Source organism: Ruegeria lacuscaerulensis (assembly GCF_013034685.1).
Taxonomy (GTDB): Bacteria; Pseudomonadota; Alphaproteobacteria; order Rhodobacterales; family Rhodobacteraceae; genus Ruegeria; species Ruegeria lacuscaerulensis_B.
In genome coordinates this window covers 288,856-306,601 of sequence record NZ_WQGO01000003.1, presented here as the reverse complement: position 1 = coordinate 306,601, position 17,746 = coordinate 288,856, and the positions used below count along the sequence as shown (strand labels likewise).

The window sequence follows — 17,746 nt, the reverse complement described above, 5'->3', positions numbered from 1 at the left end:
CCATGTGTGGTATCGTAGGCGTTTTGGGCGAACACGAGGTTGCCCCCATTCTGGTCGAGGCGCTGAAGCGTCTTGAATATCGCGGCTATGACAGCGCCGGGATTGCGACCGTGAACAACGGAGCGCTAGGACGCAGACGGGCCGTAGGCAAGCTGGTGAACCTCAGCGATTTGCTGGTACATGACCCCCTGCCCGGTAAATCGGGTATCGGCCATACCCGCTGGGCCACACACGGCGTGCCCTCGGTGACCAATGCGCACCCGCATCAGGCGGGCCCCGTGGCTGTGGTGCATAACGGGATCGTCGAAAATTACCGCGAGCTGCGCGCTGAGCTGGCCGAACATGGTGTGGATTTCGTAACCGAAACCGACACTGAAACCGTGGCTCTGATGGCCGAACACCACTTGAAATCCGGCCTGTCCCCTGTTGATGCGGCGAACAAGACCATCGACCGACTTGAGGGTGCTTTTGCGCTGGCGTTCCTTTTTGACGGTCAGGACGATTTGATCGTGGCGGCGCGCAAGGGCTCTCCGCTGGCCGTCGGCCACGGGGATGGCGAGATGTACGTGGGTTCGGACGCCATCGCATTGGCCCCGCTAACCGACCGCATCACCTATCTAGAAGAGGGTGACCGCGCGGTGCTGACCCGCACCTCGCTGGAGATCCGCAACGAAGCCGGTGAGTTGGTCAATCGGGAACTCCGCCAGATCAAGATTGACCAATCCCGCGCCGACAAGGGCGGGCACAAGCATTTCATGGCCAAAGAAATCGCCGAACAGCCCGTTGTGGTGGCCGAGGCGATCCGGTCCTATCTGCGCACCGGCGGGGACGAGATCACCCTGCCCGGCGATCTGGATTTCACCAAGCTGGACCGTCTGACCATGGTCGCATGCGGCACCGCTTTCTACGCCTGTCTGACCGCGAAATACTGGTTTGAACAACTGGCGCAAATCCCCGTCGAGGTCGATATCGCCAGCGAGTTCCGGTATCGCGAACCGCCCATTCCCGGTCGCACAGCGGCGCTGTTCGTCAGCCAGTCGGGTGAGACCGCCGACACGTTGGCCGCGCTGCGCTATTGCGAGGGCAAGGCTGACAAGATCGTATCGGTCGTCAACGTCCCTGAAAGCTCAATCGCGCGGGAAAGCGATATTGCTCTACCGATCCATGCGGGGGTTGAGATCGGCGTCGCCTCGACCAAAGCATTCACCTGCCAGCTGAGCGTGTTGCTGATGCTGGCGCTGAAGGCCTCTGCCGACCGAGGCACCCTGACGCCCGAGGAACTGGCGGATCACGCCGCCGCCTTGCGCGGCCTGCCATCAGTGCTGAACAGCGCGCTGGAGCAAAACGATGCCATCCGCGCCGCTGCCCAACGCCTGTCCGAGGCGCGCGACGTTCTGTTTCTGGGGCGTGGCTTGATGTATCCTCTGGCGATGGAGGGTGCGTTAAAACTTAAAGAAATCAGCTATATACACGCCGAAGGTTATGCATCAGGTGAACTGAAGCACGGCCCCATCGCCTTGATCGACAAACATATGCCCGTGGTGGTGATGGCCCCACGCGATGCGGTTTTCGATAAGACGGTGTCGAACATGCAAGAGGTGATGGCGCGTAAAGGCAAGGTGATCCTCGTTTCCGACGATGACGGCATCGCCGAGGCCAAGGACGGGGTTCAAAGCACCATTCGAATGCCGCACATCCACCCGAGCCTTGCGCCCATCCTCTATTCGGTTCCGGCGCAGTTGCTGGCCTATCACACAGCCGTGGCAAAGGGGACGGATGTGGACCAGCCGCGCAATCTGGCGAAGTCCGTCACCGTCGAATGATGCAAGCCGCCGCATATCTGGACCAGATCAAAACATTTGCGGACACTGAGCGCGCGCAGCAGGCCGCCGCCTATCACAAGGTGGACCGTCCATATCTGGGCGTGCCCAATCCGGTTCTGAATGATCTGACCAAAAGCTGGCGGCAAGAGCTGGATGTGCCGGACCGCGTCGCTCTGGCAGATGCGCTTTGGCAGACGAATATCCACGAGGCCCGCATCGCCGCTGCCAAGCTGCTGACACAGGCACGCATCCGGCCAGATGATGCCGCATGGGATCTGTTGCACAGCTGGCTGCCCGATTTCGACGCTTGGGCCGTTGCCGACCACGCCTGTATGGCAATGCAGAAACGCGTGTCCGCCGATCCTGTGCGGTTGGATCAGGTCGAACGCTGGACGACATCCGACCACATGTGGACCCGTCGCGCGGCTTTGGTCGCTACCCTGCCTTGGACCAAACAGAACCATCCCAAACCAGACGACCTGAAACACCGGGATCGGATTCTGGGCTGGGCTGCGGGCTATGTGCCTGACCGTAATTGGTTCATCCAGAAATCTATCGCGTGGTGGCTGCGCGAATTGTCCAAGCACGACGCACCGCGCGTCATCGCCTTTTTGCAAACGCATGGCTCGGCGATGAAACCCTTTGCCCGCCGCGAGGCAGGCAAGTACCTGAAAGATCAGTTGGAGTAGACTTCTAGCTCGACCAGTTCATCAAAGGGTAACAACAGCTCTCGCATCGCGTCCAGCGACAGGCGGCTCCCCCCGCCTTCGGGCCCCGGTGCGGGAACCAGCGTGATATAAGCCTGCGCGCCAGTACGGGGTACAAGCACCCGCCCGGTAAATTCCGTCTCGACCAGAGGTGTCTGCATCCAGCGCCCCGGCGTCGTCGGATCGCCCAAGCTGGCAATCGTGGTCTTGGCCCCGATCCAACCGGCAGCGGTTGCTGGGGCCGGTTCGGGTTCGCCAACCTCTTCAACCACAGCCTCTTCGGGCTTGGGCGCGGGTTCACCCCGATTAAAGACCCGGTCCGTGGTCGACCGGACCGCATCACAGCCCACGACCAGAACACAACACAGCAAAAGCAAATACCTCATGCCCGAACCCTACTGCCGTGCGCGCATCTGTACCAGCGCAAAGCACAGTTCGCCCTTGTCGCAGCGCGGGTGGCGCTTTACCTATGTCGCATGACTGCTCCACTTATCGACCCGTTTGCCCGCGCCATCACCTATCTCCGCGTCTCCGTCACGGACCGCTGCGACTTCCGCTGTGTCTACTGCATGTCCGAGGACATGAAGTTCCTGCCCAAAAAGGACCTGCTGACGCTGGAAGAGCTGGACCGCATGTGTTCGACCTTTGTGAACATGGGCGTCGAAAAGCTGCGCATCACCGGGGGTGAGCCACTGGTACGCCGAAATATTATGACGTTTTTCAACGCCATGACCCGACATCTGGACAGCGGCGCGCTGAAAGAGCTGACGCTGACCACCAATGGATCGCAGCTGCATCGCTTTGCCGATGACCTCTACGCCGCTGGCGTACGGCGGGTGAATATCTCGCTGGATACGCTGGACGAGGACAAATTCGCTCAGATCACCCGCTGGGGACGTCTCAAGCAAGTTCTGAACGGAATTGATGCGGCGCAAAGGGCCGGGTTGCGGATCAAAATCAATGCGGTTGCGTTGAAAGGCTTCAACGAAGAAGAGCTCCCCACGATCACAAAATGGTGTGCCGAACGCGACATGGACCTGACCTGGATCGAGGTGATGCCCATGGGGGATATCGGCAACGAAGACCGGTTGGACCAATACTGGTCACTGAAAGATGTGCGCAAGGAATACGAAAACCACTACACAGTGTCCGACCTGGCCGAACGCACCGGTGGACCCGCGCGCTATGTCCGTCTGGAAGAGACAGGCCAAAAGATCGGCTTCATCACGCCACTGTCGCACAATTTCTGCGAAAGCTGCAATCGCGTGCGCCTGACCTGCACCGGTGAGCTGTATATGTGCCTCGGGCAAGAGGATATGGCAGACCTGCGCGGTGCGCTGCGCGACCATCCCGACACCGAGCAACCGCTGGAAGAGGCGATCCGAGCCGCAATCGACCTCAAGCCCAGGGGGCATGATTTCGACTATTCCCGCCAGTCGGTGGATGGCAAAATGAGCCGCCACATGAGCCACACAGGCGGCTGACATGGCCGCCCCTTCTGGCCGACCGACGCTGCTTTACCATTTGTATTGCGGCCTGACTGCTGTGGCGGCCCCTTTCGTATGGCGCGCGGTGCGCAAGAAACTTCTGGCGGCAGAAGTCCCAACCCTGCGCCAACATGAGCGACTGGGTCACGCCAGCCAACTGCGCCCCAAAGGCCAACTCATCTGGTTTCACGCCGCCAGTGTGGGCGAGACTCTGTCGGTCATCACTCTGATCAAACGTCTGGGCGAAAGGCTGCCGGATGCCAGCTTCCTGATCACCTCAGGAACGCCCACATCGGCGGCGCTCATCGAAAAGCGGATGCCGCCCCGGACGCGCCATCAATACCCGCCCTTGGACGCAGCTGGTCCTGTCCGGCGCTTTCTGGACCACTGGCGACCCGATGCTGCCATCTTTGTCGAAAGCGAAATCTGGCCGCGGCTTATCACCGAAACCCACAATCGCGACACACCTCTGGCGCTGCTGAATGCACGACTTTCAGATCGATCGGTTGAGGGGTGGAAAAAACGGCCCCAAACAGCGCGTTTCCTTCTGGACCAATTCACCCTTTTCCTGACCCAAAACGACAAAACCGCCCGCAACCTGATTGCTATGGGTGCCCCAGAAACCCGCGTGAAACCGGGCACGAACCTCAAAGCGATGTCCGACCCGCTACCGGTGGACCGCACCACACTTGAGGAAATTCGAACCCAAATCAGTGACCGCCCCATCTGGATCGCCAGTTCGACCCACGCCGGAGAAGAGGAAACCGTACTGTCGGCCCATGCCGAACTGCTGAACCGCTGGCCCGACCTGCTGCTCCTCTTGATCCCTCGCCACCCCGAGCGTCGAGGCGACGTCGCCGCGCTGATCCAACAGTCTCACCTAACGGCAGCCTTCCGCTCTGCGTCGCAACCCATTGCGCAGGATGCACAAATCTATGTCGCCGACACGCTGGGTGAAACCGGCACCTGGTATGCGCTCTGCCCTATTGTGTTCCTCGGCGGGTCCCTCAGGGAAATCGGTGGCCATAATCCGTTCGAACCTGCCCAAGCTGGCGCAGCCGTGATCACCGGTCCCGGCTATTTCAACTTCGCCGAGACCTTCGCCCCTCTGATCGAAACAGGTGGCGCAACCGAGGTACGAACAGCACCAGAGTTAACGAAGGCTGTGACCCAATGGCTGTCTGATCCAACCAAACTGAACGCAGCCCGCGAAGCTGCGAAAACCTGCGTAAACTCTCAAAAAAACGCACTGGACGACATCGTCGAAACACTTTGCGCCCAGCTTAACCTGAAACGTCAGGATCCCACTTCATCTGGCTAAAAATATCCCGGGGGCGTGGGGGCAGAGCCCCCACCGGCCCGCACGTTCAAGCCGCCGGCATCCTCTGTTCAACAATTTCAGCCCACCAGCTACACCCGGCCGGTATCGCTTCATCGTTGAAATTATACTCTGGGTGATGCACCGCTGCCGTGTCCCCGTTGCCCACCAAAATATACGCGCCCGGTCGCTCCTCCAGCATAAACGCAAAATCTTCACCCCCCATGACCAAAGGTGCCTCTTCGCATGCACCGGACACCGACCGCGCCACATCAGCTGCAAACTCGGTTTGCGCCTCGCTGTTCACCATCACAGGATAGCCCCGGTAATAGGTGACATCGACGCGCCCGCCAAAGGTCGCAGCAACACCGTTGCAGATTTCGCCAATCCGCTTCTCGGCCAAGTCGCGCATGGCGGTGCTCATAGTCCGCACAGTGCCGCGCATCTTGACCGTCTGAGGGATCACGTTGAACGCAGTGGAAGAGGTCTCGAACGAAGTGACTGACACCACCACCTGATCCACCGGGTCGGCATTCCGCGCGGCGATGGTCTGCAAGGCCAACACAGCCTGTGCGGCCATCACTGTCGTATCCACCGTTTCATGTGGCTTGGCCGCGTGACCGCCCTTGCCTTCAAACACGATATCAAACTGATCGGTGGCCGCGAAAAACGCACCGGGCCGGATGGCGAAACTGCCAACGGGATGACCCGGCCAGTTGTGCATTCCATAGACCTCTTGAATACCCCATCGGTCCATCATCCCGTCTTCACACATCTCGCGGCCGCCGCCACCGCCTTCTTCGGCCGGTTGAAAGATCACCACAACAGTGCCATCGAAGTTCCGCGTCTCGGACAGGTATTTGGCCGCCCCCAGCAACATTGCCGTATGCCCGTCATGGCCGCACGCATGCATCGCCCCTTCAGTTTTCGAGGCATAGTCCAGCCCTGTCGCCTCAAGGATCGGCAGCGCATCCATATCCGCCCGCAACCCGATGACCTTGCCGCTGGTGTCAGCCTTGCCTTTGATCACCCCAACAACTCCGGTTCGGCCAATGCCCGTCACCACCTCATCACACCCAAACGCCTTCAACTTTTCCGCGACCAGAGCGCTGGTCCGGTGCGTTTCGAACAGGATTTCGGGATGTTCGTGAATGTCACGCCGCCATTCCGTAATTTCCGTCTGCAACTCCGCAAAGCGGTTTTTGATCGGCATATCTCTCTCCCAAATCTATCTGTCTGTCTTCAATGCACCAGATAGCAGCACAATGAACACAGCCAGCGGCAACAGCGCCATGAACGCCAAACGCAATGTAAGCATTTCGGCCAAAAACCCAATAAGCGGAGGTCCGATCAACAACCCGCCATAGCCCAACGTCGCCACGCTGGCGATGGCCTGCCCCGGCGGGATCGTCGCATCATTGGCAGCCCGGCTGAACGCAAGCGGCATAATCACCGCATAGCCGACACCCATCAACGCAAACCCAGCCAGCGCTGGTCCCGGCGCGTTGGCCGCAACAACCCCGATCACGCCCAAAGCCGCACAAACCCCACCGAACCGTGCCGTAGGCACCGCGCCAAACCGAGCGATGACAAACCCGCCTGCCAGCCGGAACGCCACCATCGTAACGGAGAACACCGCATATCCCAACGCAGCGACGCTTTCTGCTGCTCCGGTGACATCACGCAGGAAAATCGCGCTCCAATCTGCGACCGCGCCCTCGCCCAAAGCGCCGCACAGTGCGATGAACCCCACCAGTACCAAGGCCCCCGATGGCAACGCGAAAACCGCCCCACCTGACGTCTCAACCCGCCGCGACGACCATCGCACCCAGGAAAAAGCCAACGCCAGCGCGACCACAACACCGCCCGCCAGCAAGAAGTGCTGTAAGACAGACAAACCCAACTGCACAGCGCCATACCCGCTGAGCGCGCCCAGCCCTGCCCCAAGGCTCCACATCGCGTGAAACGAGGACATGACTGGTTTATCATAGGCCTGCTCGACCTCGGCCGCCCAGGCGTTCATCGCCACATCCATCGAGCCATGAAAGGCCCCGAATACAAACAGAAACGCCGCCAGCGCCCAGAACCCGCCCGCAAAGGCCAGCAGGATCAGGGAAAACGTATAGAGGACGGCAATGACCCGCGTAATCGCAACAGCACCAAACCTGTCGGTCAAACGCCCCGTGACCGGAAAAGAACACACCGCACCTGCCGCCATAAACAGCAGACCATATCCCAAGGCCTCATGCGTCAGATCCAGCCGATCGCGGACCGCCGGAATGCGCGAGGCCCAGATACCGAAAAGCGCACCATTCAAGATGAACATGGCCGCCACGGCCCGCCATGCGGCCAATATTCCGATCACGCTCTAATCCTTCGCACGTCCCTGCCTGTTTCCGTTCTATAGACGCTCCCGGGATTAGCAAATGCGGATTATTCCAACCGCTTGCGTATCTGACGAATCCCGTACCAGACCAAAAACACGACCGGCAGCGTAACAATAGCGGTCAGCATACCTTTGCTGATCCCAGCCTTGGTCAAGGGGTACAGCAAATAACTGGCTAGCGAGACTGCATAATAACTGATCGCAACCACCGACAGCCCTTCGACCGTATGCTGCAACCGCAGCGCCAGATCGGACCGGCGATCCATACTCTCCAGCAACGCCTGGTTTTGTGCGCTGCGCTCCACATCCACCCGCGTTCGCAGCAACTCTCCGGCGCGGATCGCCCGGTCGGACAAGGCTTGCAACCGACGTTCGGTGGATTTCACAGTCCGAATGGCCGGATCATAGCGGCGCATCATGAAGTCCGCGAAACTCTGCCGCCCCGCGAACCGTTCTTCGCGCAACACTTCGATCCGCTGATTGACAATCGCTTCATATGCCCCCGTGGCCCCGAAGCGGAACGAACAGCGGGCAGACAGTGTCTCCAGTTCGATCGAAGTCGACAACAAATCTGGCAATAGCTCATCGGGGTGCGCCGAATTGTCAGTCATCTGCCCCATCAACCGGGTCAGCTGTGCGTCCAACTCACTGATCCGTGGCGTCAGCTGCTTCACCCTTGCAAAGCCTAACATGGACATGGCCTTGTAGGTTTCGATCTCGCACAGGCGTTGAATAATCCGCCCGGTCCTGCGCCGCCCTGTCTGTTCGTCGACAAACAGCGCAAAGCGCATGTGTCCAGCCGGGTCGATGCGAAAGTCACTGGCGCATATGGCCGAATCGTCCAGCACCCGCGCCACAGCCAAGCTTTCAGGTTCAAACCAATCCACCAGCGCAGACTGCACCACATCATCTCCTTCCCGAGGCACCACACGGATCATGGCCGAGGTCACACGCTGACCGGGGCTGGCCATCAACCAATCGGGGGGGAACACCTCGAAATCGGCTGGATTGAAGGCACGATCACTGACATTTTGCGTAATCGCTGTGTAAGTGACAAATTCCGTATGTTGCTCCCATTTCAACCAATGGCGCCCGATCTGTCCGGCATAATGCGTGGCGTCAGGCTGCGGATGCTGTGCGCCATGGCGGTCCAGCAGATTGATCAGATGCGCGATATCTTCATCCCGATCCCGCGCCACCGCTGCTTCGGACTTTTTGATCGCCAGAAACACTACCGTGCAAGGAGAGGACGCCACCGGAAAAGGGCGCGCATGCAATTCATTGGCCAGAGCATAGCGCAAAGGATGATCATCTATGGGGGTCATAACGGGCTCCGAAGTCACCGTCGCACTATACGATGTTCAGGCCTCTCATCAATTCTCTTTTTATTTCTTATAGTTACAAGAATACCTTCGCATACATTCCTGCTATCTTGTTGAAATAACTGCCAACCTGAAACCTAGCAGCCTCAAACACCAAAAAAGCAAACCCCGCATGCTTCATCTGGCCAAAAAATATCCTGGGGGGCTTTGGGGGCAAAGCCCCCCAACATCAAAAAAAGAAGAGGGCGCCGGCAGGCGCCCTCTGCAATTTCTCTGAACCGGATGCTCAGTCGATCATCGGCAGCAGCTTGTCCAGCGACTGCTTGGCGTCGCCATAGAACATGCGGGTGTTCTCTTTGAAGAAAAGCGGGTTTTCGATACCCGAATAGCCGGTGCCCTGACCACGCTTGGACACAAACACCTGCTTGGCCTTCCAGCATTCCAGAACCGGCATCCCGGCGATTGGGCTGTTGGGATCTTCCTGCGCCGCAGGGTTCACGATGTCGTTCGACCCGATCACGATGGCCACATCCGTTTCCGGGAAGTCATCGTTGATCTCGTCCATCTCCAGCACGATGTCATACGGCACTTTGGCTTCAGCCAGCAGCACGTTCATATGACCCGGCAGACGGCCGGCAACGGGGTGGATCGCGAAGCGCACCTCTTTGCCCTTGGCGCGCAGCTTGCGGACCAGTTCGGAAACAGACTGCTGTGCCTGCGCAACCGCCATACCGTAGCCAGGAATGATGATCACGCTGTCAGCGTCGTTCAGAGCTGCGGCAACGCCATCGGCGTCGATGGCCACCTGCTCGCCCTCAACTTCCATCTGCGGGCCCGAGGTGCCGCCGAAGCCGCCCAGGATCACGCTGACAAAGTGACGGTTCATCGCCTTACACATGATGTAGGAGAGGATCGCACCGGACGAGCCAACCAGCGCACCAACCACGATCAGCAGGTCGTTGCCGAGGCTGAAGCCAATGGCCGCTGCGGCCCAACCCGAATACGAGTTCAGCATCGATACAACCACCGGCATGTCCGCGCCACCGATACCCATGATCAGGTGATAGCCGATGAACAGCGCCGCCAGTGTCATCAGGATCAGCGGGAACAGACCACCCGAGGCGGTGTACCAGATCAGGCAGATCAGCGAGAGACCTGCCGCAGCCGCGTTCAGCGCATGACCGCCGGGCAGCTTGGTAGCGGCCGAAGTCACTTTGCCCGCCAGCTTGCCATATGCCACGACAGAACCGGTAAAGGTGATCGCACCGATGAAGATGCCCAGGAACAGTTCCACATGCAGGATGGTCAGTTCCGCAGCTGTCTTCTTGGCGATCAGCTTGGCAAAGGCGCCCAGATCCGACAGGTCCGCTTGGTTCGCCGCATCCGCAATCGCCATGACCTGCGCGACGTTGCCGATCTCAAAATGCGCGTTGAAGCCCACAAACACAGCCGCCAGACCCACGAGGCTGTGCATCGCGGCCACAAGCTGCGGCATCTCGGTCATCTGCACGCGCTTGGCGACGTAAGAGCCAATCAGACCGCCGCCTGCAATCAGCAGCAGCGACAGCAGCCACAGGCCCGAACCGGGACCCACAAGCGTGGCGAACACCGCCAGCGCCATACCAACAATGCCATACCAGACGGCGCGCTTGGCGCTTTCCTGGTTCGACAACCCGCCCAGAGACAGGATGAACAGAACAGCCGCAACAACATAAGCGGCAGTAGTGAAGCCAATCATTTACCCGGCCTCCTTAAGATTTCTGGAACATGGCGAGCATGCGCCGGGTGACGAGAAAGCCGCCGAAGATGTTGATCCCGGCCATAAAGACCGACAGCGCCGCCAGCAGGATCACCAGGAACGAGCCCGATCCGATCTGCATAAGCGCCCCAACAATGATGATCGAAGAGATCGCGTTGGTGATCGCCATCAGCGGGGTGTGTAGGCTATGCGCCACGCCCCAGATCACCTGGAAGCCCACGAACACGGCCAGCACGAACACGATGAAGTGCTGCATGAAGCTGGCCGGAGCGACCAGACCCACCAACAGCATTAGCGCGCCGCCCACACCCAGCAGGGTGAACTGCTGCTTGGTCTGCGCCTTGAATGCCGCAATCTCCTGCGCCTTTTTCTCTTCCGGGGTCAGTTCCTTGACCTCGGGCTTCTTCTGCGCTGCGATGGCCTGCACTTTCGGCGGCGGCGGCGGGAAGGTGATCTCACCCTCAAAGGTCACGGTCGAGCCGCGGATCACGTCATCTTCCATGTCGTGGTTGATTTGACCGTCCTTTTCAGGCGTCAGGTCAGCCATCATGTGACGGATGTTGGTGGCGTACAGAGACGAGGACTGCGCCGCCATCCGGCTGGGGAAGTCGGTATAGCCGATGATGGTCACGCCATTGTCGGTCACGATCTTCTCATCCGCGACAGTCAGCTTGCAGTTACCACCCTTTTCCGCCGCGAGATCGACGATGACCGAGCCCGGTTTCATGCTTTCGACCATATCCTTGGTCCAAAGCTCAGGAGCCTCGCGGTTCGGGATCAGCGCGGTGGTGATCACGATGTCCATCTCGGGGGCAAGTTCACGGAACTTGGCCAACTGCGCGTTGCGGAACTCTTCGGACTGAACCGACGCATACCCGCCAGTGGCCGCGCCATCCTGCTGCTGCTCTTCAAAGTCCAGATAGACGAATTCTGCACCCATCGACTCGACCTGCTCGGCCACTTCGGGGCGCACGTCGAAGGCATAGGTGATCGCGCCCAGCGACGTGGACGTCCCGATCGCGGCCAGACCGGCCACACCGGCCCCCACGATCAGAACTTTCGCAGGAGGTACTTTACCCGCAGCCGTCACCTGACCGGTGAAGAAACGACCGAAGTTGTTACCCGCCTCAATCACGGCACGGTAGCCAGCGATGTTCGCCATCGAGGACAGCGCGTCCATCTTTTGCGCGCGGGAAATACGCGGCACCATTTCCATGGCGATCACGTTCGCGCCTTTGGATTTGGCCAGCTCCATCCCGTCTTCGTTGCCCGCAGGGTTGAAGAACGAGATCAGCGTTTTGCCTTTGGTAAGGCGCTTCAGCTCGGTCTCAGTGGGCTGGCGGACCTTAGCGACGATATCGACCCCTTTCCACAACGCAGCTGCGGTCTTGACGATCTCAACGCCTGCGGCCTCATAGACCGCGTCCGAGAACCCGGCAGCGGCACCCGCCCCGGTCTCAATCGCGCAGTCATAGCCCAGTTTCTGCAACTGCACGGCAGAATCCGGAGTCATGGCGACCCGGTTTTCACCGTCCAGTATTTCCTTTGGTGTACCTATCTTCACCGGCTGTATCCCCCTAATTTTCACTCAGACCCGAGCGGGTGGTCGGTATGGTTCATCAAACATTGATCTATCCTGCGCAATATTATTTCGCAAGCGCAGCATAATTTACGCTGTGTCACAACGCGTCGATCCTCAGACCCAGCGGCGGGTCTGCTGTTCGTAACGGGCGAATTCCGCACGAAATTTTCGGCGTAACCGGTCTTCTTCCGGTACGATAAAGCGGCGCTCCAACAGCCACGTGAAAATCGGGATCAGCACCAGGGACAGCACCGCATCGAACCGCAGGACCAATCCTGTCAGGATCAAAACATCCCCCAGATAGATTGGGTTCCGACTGCGCTTGAAAATGCCAGTCTGCACCATTTGGGTCGGCACCTGATGCGGAAGAACCGTTGTTTTATGCCGTCGAAACTCGACAACAGCCAGCACTGCCAGAATAACACCCCCGCCAATCAGAAGGCCACTGAGAAGATCGGTAAACCAACCGCTGAAGGACAATCCCATGGGCAAGAACTGCGCTTGCAGCCACGCTAGACCGGCAGCTGCTAGCAACCAGATCGGAGGGATATCAATTTTCTGCATTCGCGGCGTCTTTCCAGCTGTCACTCAGGTCCAGAGTGTCGTTTTCGACCGACGGTCTATCGCTTTCTGACCTGAATATCAAAATACCAGATAGTCGCAGCAGTGTAATACGCCGCCCGACTCACAACCTCTTCCGATGGACAGCACTGTGCGCATCCGCTAGCCATCTTCAGGAAACGGAATTTTCATCAGCCCGGAGCATCCATGACCGATTTCAAAGCGACCAAAGCCATGTTCGATCTGCCCAAGGGCGTTGTCTATCTGGACGGCAACTCTCTGGGACCGCTGCCGCGCGCCGCTGGTGACCGGGTGAACGACATGCTGGTCAAGGAATGGGGTCAGATGCTGATCACAGGCTGGAACAAGGCTGGATGGATGGGGCTGCCCGTGGCGCTTGGGGATCGTATCGGACGGTTGATCGGCGCAGAACCCGGCGCGGTGGTAACAGGCGACACGCTGTCCATCAAAGTGTACCAAGCCGTGGCTTCAGCGTTGGAACTGCGCCCGGACCGCAAGGTGGTTCTGTCCGATAGCGGCAATTTCCCATCGGATCTATATATGGTGGATGGTCTTCTACGCTCGTTAGGACCGGACTATGAATTGCGCGCCGTGGCACCCGAGGACGTGGCCGACAACATCACCGAAGACGTCGCCGTCTTGATGCTGACCGAGGTCGACTACCGCTCGGGGCGGATGCATGACATGAAGGCGCTGACCGAACTGGCTCATGCCAACGGCACGATCACGGTTTGGGATCTGGCGCATTCCGCCGGGGCAATTCCCGTAGACCTGTCGGGCTGCAACGCCGATTTCGCGGTAGGCTGCACCTATAAATATCTCAATGGCGGCCCCGGAGCGCCCGCCTTTATCTATGTCGCCCCGCAGCTGGCCGACCGAGTGCGCCCAGCCCTGTCGGGCTGGCTCGGTCATGAAGCACCCTTTGCCTTTGATCTGGATTACCGCCCCGGCGGTGGGATCGAGCGGATGCGGGTCGGCACCCCTCCGATCATCCAGATGACGGCGCTGTCGGCAGCGATGGACATCTGGGACATGGCGGACATGGCCGATGTACGCGCAAAATCGGTGGAGCTGACGGAATTGTTCATTGCGCGGGTCGAGGCCACCTGCCCCGAACTGGTGCTGGCCAGCCCAGGTGACCCGAACCAACGCGGTAGCCAGGTCTCGTTCCGGTTCACCGAAGGCTATGCGGCTATGCAGGCCCTGATTGCCCGTGGCGTGATCGGTGATTTCCGCGCGCCTGACATCATGCGATTTGGCTTCACGCCGCTTTACATCGACGAACAGGATGTCGCGCGTGCCGTGGAAATTCTGGCCGACATCATGACCAACCGTCTGTGGGATACCCCGGAATACAAGCAACGCCAGCGCGTTACGTGATCGCAAGCGCGGCGCCAAGAAGGGTTGCCAGATTGGCGTTGGAACGGGTGAATTCCTGCGAATCTGCGGCCGAGACCTTGATCCCACGCAAGGCCGACGTGATCATTTTGGCCGTTTCCGACGGCTCATCGAACAAATGCACACGCCCGTTTTCCGCCTCTAGCCCGAGCCAATTCGCGTAAAGCGCGACAAGCTGCGCCTCGCCCTCGGTCACCAGATCGGCAGCGGTCGAGACGCTGACATCCAGCAACTCCAGTCCGTGCGGTGTCGCCAATATTTCGGCCATCCCATCGGTCTGCGCCTCGATCGCGCCGCTGATGATCTGTTGCACTGCCCCCCCGGCTGTCAAAGCCTCGGCGACGGCGGCAATCTTGCGGTCATAATACCGCTGGGTCAGCTTGCGCAGAATCGTCTCTTTGTTCGGGAAATACTGGTACACGGCAGGGCGTGACATTCCCGCACCCTTGGCAATGTCATCCATCGAGGTTTTTCGGAACCCATAGGCCGAAAACGCCTGAAGGGCCGATTCCAGAATGGACTGGCTCTTTTCTCCGGCAACAATATCTTTCAATTCAGCTTCTGACATTTTTAACTCATTTTGTCAGTTGACGATCTGACAGTTTCACCTATTTATGTCAGAAGAACCACGCAGCGACAAGCCGAGAGGAAGCGCAATGGCGACCAATCTGACGATCAACGGAACTTCCCATCAGGTGGACCTTCCCGATGATGTGCCCCTTTTGTGGGTTTTGCGCGACGAATTGGGCATGACCGGCACCAAATACGGATGTGGCGTGGCAGCCTGTGGCGCATGCACCGTCCATATCGACGGCGAGGCGGTTCGCTCCTGCCAGGTTGCCCTGTCCGATGTATGGGGCGACGTCACAACAATCGAAGGCCTGGGAACGCCCGAAGCGATGGCCACCATACAGCAATCCTGGGTGGATCATCAGGTCGCTCAATGCGGTTTTTGCCAGTCGGGCCAGATCATGCAAGCCGCGGCGCTGCTGGCCGAGAACCCCTCGCCCACCGATGCGGATATCGACGACGCGATGCAGGGCAATTTGTGCCGGTGCGGCACCTATCCTCGCATTCGGGCCGCGATCCACGACGCTGCATCCAAACTGAAGGAGGCGTAAGCCATGGCATCTGTTGGTAAAATCCTGCGCCGCACCTTCCTGATCGGATCAGCCGCTATTGTTGGCGGCGTGGCCTTTGGTGCCTATTACGTGAGTCGCCCCGCCGCCAACCCGCTGAAACCCGGCGATGGTGAAACGGCGCTCAGCCCGTTTGTCCTGATCGACCGGCAAGGGGTGACACTGTTCGCGCCGCGCGCCGAGATGGGACAGGGCGTGATGACCACTTGGGCCGCCTTGATCGCAGAAGAGCTGGATGTGGAGCTGGACGATATCCGCGTTCTGCACGGCCCGGCCGCAGCGGCCTATTACAACAACGCTCTGCTGGGCGAAGGGCTGCCGAACAAGGGCTATGACATCTCGGATTTCCAGCACAATCTGGGCGAGGCCTTGGGCGTGATTGGCCGCAGCCTCAGTCTGCAGGTCACGGGCGGATCGACCTCGATGAAGGACGGATTCGACCGGATGCGCGAAGCCGGGGCCACCGCGCGCGAAACGCTGAAACAGGCGGCGGCGGATCGGTTGGGCGTTGATCGCACTCAGCTGAAGACCGAAGATGGTGCGGTGATCGCGCCTGACGGTACGCGCCTGCCGTATACGGAACTGGCCGAAGCTGCCGGGCAGATTGAGCCACGCCATGTCGGTCTGCGCGACCCGTCGGATTGGCGTCTGTTAGGACGAAACCTGCCGCGCGTTGATGTGCTGGGCAAGTCCACCGGCAACGCCGAGTTCGGCATCGACGTGCGCCCTGAGGGTTTGAAATTCGCCTCGGTCCGGATGAACCCGAAACTGGGCGGCGTGATGAACGGCTTTGATGACAGCGCCGCCAAAACCATGCCCGGTGTAGAACAGGTGGTCGATCTGGGCAATGGTGTCGCCGTCATCGCCAACAACACCTGGTTGGCCATTCAAGCGGTCGAGGCCATTGATGTGGATTGGGGCGACGCGCCCTATCCGCCTGAAACTGACGGTTTGTTCGCCAAGATCGCCGAGGCGTTCGACGACGCTCCGAACTCGACAATGCGCGATGATGGCGATGTGGATGTCCTGCCCGAAGGTGCGACGGAAATCAGCGCCGAATACACGGTGCCCTACCTGGCGCATTCCACGATGGAACCGATGAACGCCACAGCGCTGTTCACCGGCACCAAGCTGGATCTGTGGTGTGGCAATCAAGCTCCCACCCTACTGCTGGCGCGTGCAGCAAACACCGCCAACCTGGACAAGGACGCGGTCGAGATCCACACCTCCTATTTGGGCGGCGGCTTTGGCCGGCGCGGAGAGCTGGACTTTGCTGAAATCGCGACCAAGGTTGCGATGGCCATGCCCGGCGTCCCGGTCCAGACCACTTGGAGCCGCGAAGAAGACATGCGCCATGACTACTACCGTCCCGGCGCGATTGCCCGAATGCGCGGCGCGGTCAAGGACGGTCAGGCCGTTCTGATCGACGGCAAGGTCGCCGCGCAGTCCTGCACCCAGCAGGCGGTTGAGCGTTATACCGGCCTGCCCGGTGCCGGACCCGACAAGGTGCTGGTCGAAGGCCTGTTCAACCAGCCCTACGCCGTCCCCAATTACCGCATCAGTGGCCATATTGCGGATCTCAGCGTGCCAGTAGGGTTCTGGCGCTCGGTCGGCAACAGCCATAACGGGTTTTTCCACGAGACATTCATGGACGAAATGGCCCACGCCGCCGGTCGCGACCCACTGGATTTCAGGCTGGAACTGGCGAATGACGAGCACGCCCCCTCGGCCGGTGTACTACAAGCGGTCAAAGAGATGTCGGGTTGGACCGGCAAAACTCCCGACGGTGTCGGGCGTGGTGTCGCGATGACTTACAGCTTTGGCACGCCAGTCGCGCAGGTGATCGAAGTGGTTGACGAAGACGGCACCATCCGCATCGCCAAAGCCTGGATCGCCTGTGACGTCGGCCTTGCGCTGGACCCCGGCACGGTCGAGGCCCAGATGTTCGGCGGCATGATCTATGGTCTGTCGGCCGCCGTGATGGGTGAGATCACCTTTGCCGAGGGCGAGGTCGAGCAATACAACTTCCCCGACTACGACGCCCTGCGGATGCACAACGCGCCCGCGACCGAGGTGCGCATTCTGGAAACCAACCGTCACCTTGGCGGCGTGGGTGAGCCCGGAACGCCCCCTTCAATGCCTGCGCTCGGCAACGCCCTATTCGACCTGACGGGCGAGCGTGCGCGCGCACTACCGCTGATCAATCAGTTCAATCTGCTGGTTTGATCACGATGCGCCGGTCT

The 17,746-nt window shown here is 59.8% G+C and carries 15 protein-coding genes; 7 read left to right on the top strand and 8 right to left on the bottom strand.

The features are described from left to right. The first annotated feature begins 2 nt into the window (after positions 1-2). Positions 3-1,823 (top strand): glutamine--fructose-6-phosphate transaminase (isomerizing), encoded by a 1,821-nt coding sequence (gene glmS / locus GOV80_RS09160; protein WP_170784184.1) that lies wholly within the window; start codon positions 3-5, stop codon positions 1,821-1,823. After that, the gene (locus GOV80_RS09155; protein ID WP_170784676.1) at positions 1,823-2,512 is read left to right on the top strand and encodes a DNA alkylation repair protein; all 690 of its coding nucleotides are present in this window, start codon (positions 1,823-1,825) and stop codon (positions 2,510-2,512) included. Before glmS ends, GOV80_RS09155 begins: the two co-directional genes overlap by 1 nt. Here the strand turns inward: GOV80_RS09155 and GOV80_RS09150 are convergent. Further along, complete coding sequence (locus tag GOV80_RS09150) at positions 2,500-2,916, bottom strand: hypothetical protein (RefSeq protein WP_170784182.1); 417 nt, start codon at positions 2,914-2,916, stop codon at positions 2,500-2,502. The two genes, GOV80_RS09155 and GOV80_RS09150, sit on opposite strands and share 13 nt — an antisense overlap. A 90-nt stretch (positions 2,917-3,006) precedes the next feature. On the opposite strand from GOV80_RS09150, the gene moaA reads away from it, so the two are divergent. Both moaA and GOV80_RS09140 read left to right on the top strand, forming a co-directional pair. Continuing rightward, positions 3,007-4,014, top strand: coding sequence for a GTP 3',8-cyclase MoaA (moaA, locus tag GOV80_RS09145; protein WP_170784180.1), 1,008 nt, complete (start codon positions 3,007-3,009; stop codon positions 4,012-4,014). Between the two features lies 1 nt (position 4,015). Continuing rightward, positions 4,016-5,338 (top strand): 3-deoxy-D-manno-octulosonic acid transferase, encoded by a 1,323-nt coding sequence (locus GOV80_RS09140; RefSeq protein WP_170784178.1) that lies wholly within the window; start codon positions 4,016-4,018, stop codon positions 5,336-5,338. A gap of 46 nt (positions 5,339-5,384) precedes the next feature. Here GOV80_RS09140 and GOV80_RS09135 read toward each other — a convergent pair whose 3' ends face one another. The 6 genes from GOV80_RS09135 to GOV80_RS09110 form a co-directional block, all read right to left on the bottom strand. Further along, positions 5,385-6,548, bottom strand: coding sequence for a M20 aminoacylase family protein (locus GOV80_RS09135; RefSeq protein ID WP_170784176.1), 1,164 nt, complete (start codon positions 6,546-6,548; stop codon positions 5,385-5,387). Between the two features lie 15 nt (positions 6,549-6,563). Further along, a complete protein-coding gene (locus GOV80_RS09130; protein ID WP_331252254.1) occupies positions 6,564-7,700 on the bottom strand; it encodes an MFS transporter in 1,137 nt (378 codons plus the stop codon). A gap of 68 nt (positions 7,701-7,768) precedes the next feature. Next, positions 7,769-9,046, bottom strand: a complete 1,278-nt coding sequence (locus tag GOV80_RS09125; protein ID WP_170784174.1) for a DUF3422 family protein — start codon at positions 9,044-9,046, stop codon at positions 7,769-7,771. 283 nt (positions 9,047-9,329) lie between these two features. Beyond that, the gene (locus tag GOV80_RS09120) at positions 9,330-10,781 is read right to left on the bottom strand and encodes an NAD(P)(+) transhydrogenase (Re/Si-specific) subunit beta (protein ID WP_170352592.1); all 1,452 of its coding nucleotides are present in this window, start codon (positions 10,779-10,781) and stop codon (positions 9,330-9,332) included. Positions 10,782-10,794: 13 nt separating this feature from the next. Beyond that, positions 10,795-12,366, bottom strand: a complete 1,572-nt coding sequence (locus GOV80_RS09115; RefSeq protein ID WP_170769245.1) for a Re/Si-specific NAD(P)(+) transhydrogenase subunit alpha — start codon at positions 12,364-12,366, stop codon at positions 10,795-10,797. 132 nt (positions 12,367-12,498) lie between these two features. Then, complete coding sequence (locus GOV80_RS09110; protein WP_170784172.1) at positions 12,499-12,948, bottom strand: methyltransferase family protein; 450 nt, start codon at positions 12,946-12,948, stop codon at positions 12,499-12,501. Positions 12,949-13,152: 204 nt separating this feature from the next. Between GOV80_RS09110 and kynU the strand changes: the two genes are divergently transcribed. Beyond that, positions 13,153-14,346, top strand: coding sequence for a kynureninase (kynU, locus tag GOV80_RS09105; protein WP_170784170.1), 1,194 nt, complete (start codon positions 13,153-13,155; stop codon positions 14,344-14,346). Here kynU and GOV80_RS09100 read toward each other — a convergent pair. Next, positions 14,339-14,932 carry a TetR/AcrR family transcriptional regulator gene (locus GOV80_RS09100; RefSeq protein WP_170784168.1) on the bottom strand — a complete coding sequence of 198 codons (594 nt, stop codon included), beginning with the start codon at positions 14,930-14,932 and terminating at the stop codon, positions 14,339-14,341. The genes kynU and GOV80_RS09100 overlap by 8 nt on opposite strands. An 88-nt stretch (positions 14,933-15,020) precedes the next feature. Here GOV80_RS09100 and GOV80_RS09095 point away from each other — a divergent pair, with 88 nt between their 5' ends. Next, positions 15,021-15,485, top strand: coding sequence for a (2Fe-2S)-binding protein (locus tag GOV80_RS09095; protein ID WP_170784166.1), 465 nt, complete (start codon positions 15,021-15,023; stop codon positions 15,483-15,485). A gap of 3 nt (positions 15,486-15,488) precedes the next feature. Further along, positions 15,489-17,729, top strand: coding sequence for a xanthine dehydrogenase family protein molybdopterin-binding subunit (locus GOV80_RS09090; protein ID WP_170784164.1), 2,241 nt, complete (start codon positions 15,489-15,491; stop codon positions 17,727-17,729). The last annotated feature ends 17 nt before the right edge of the window (positions 17,730-17,746 follow it).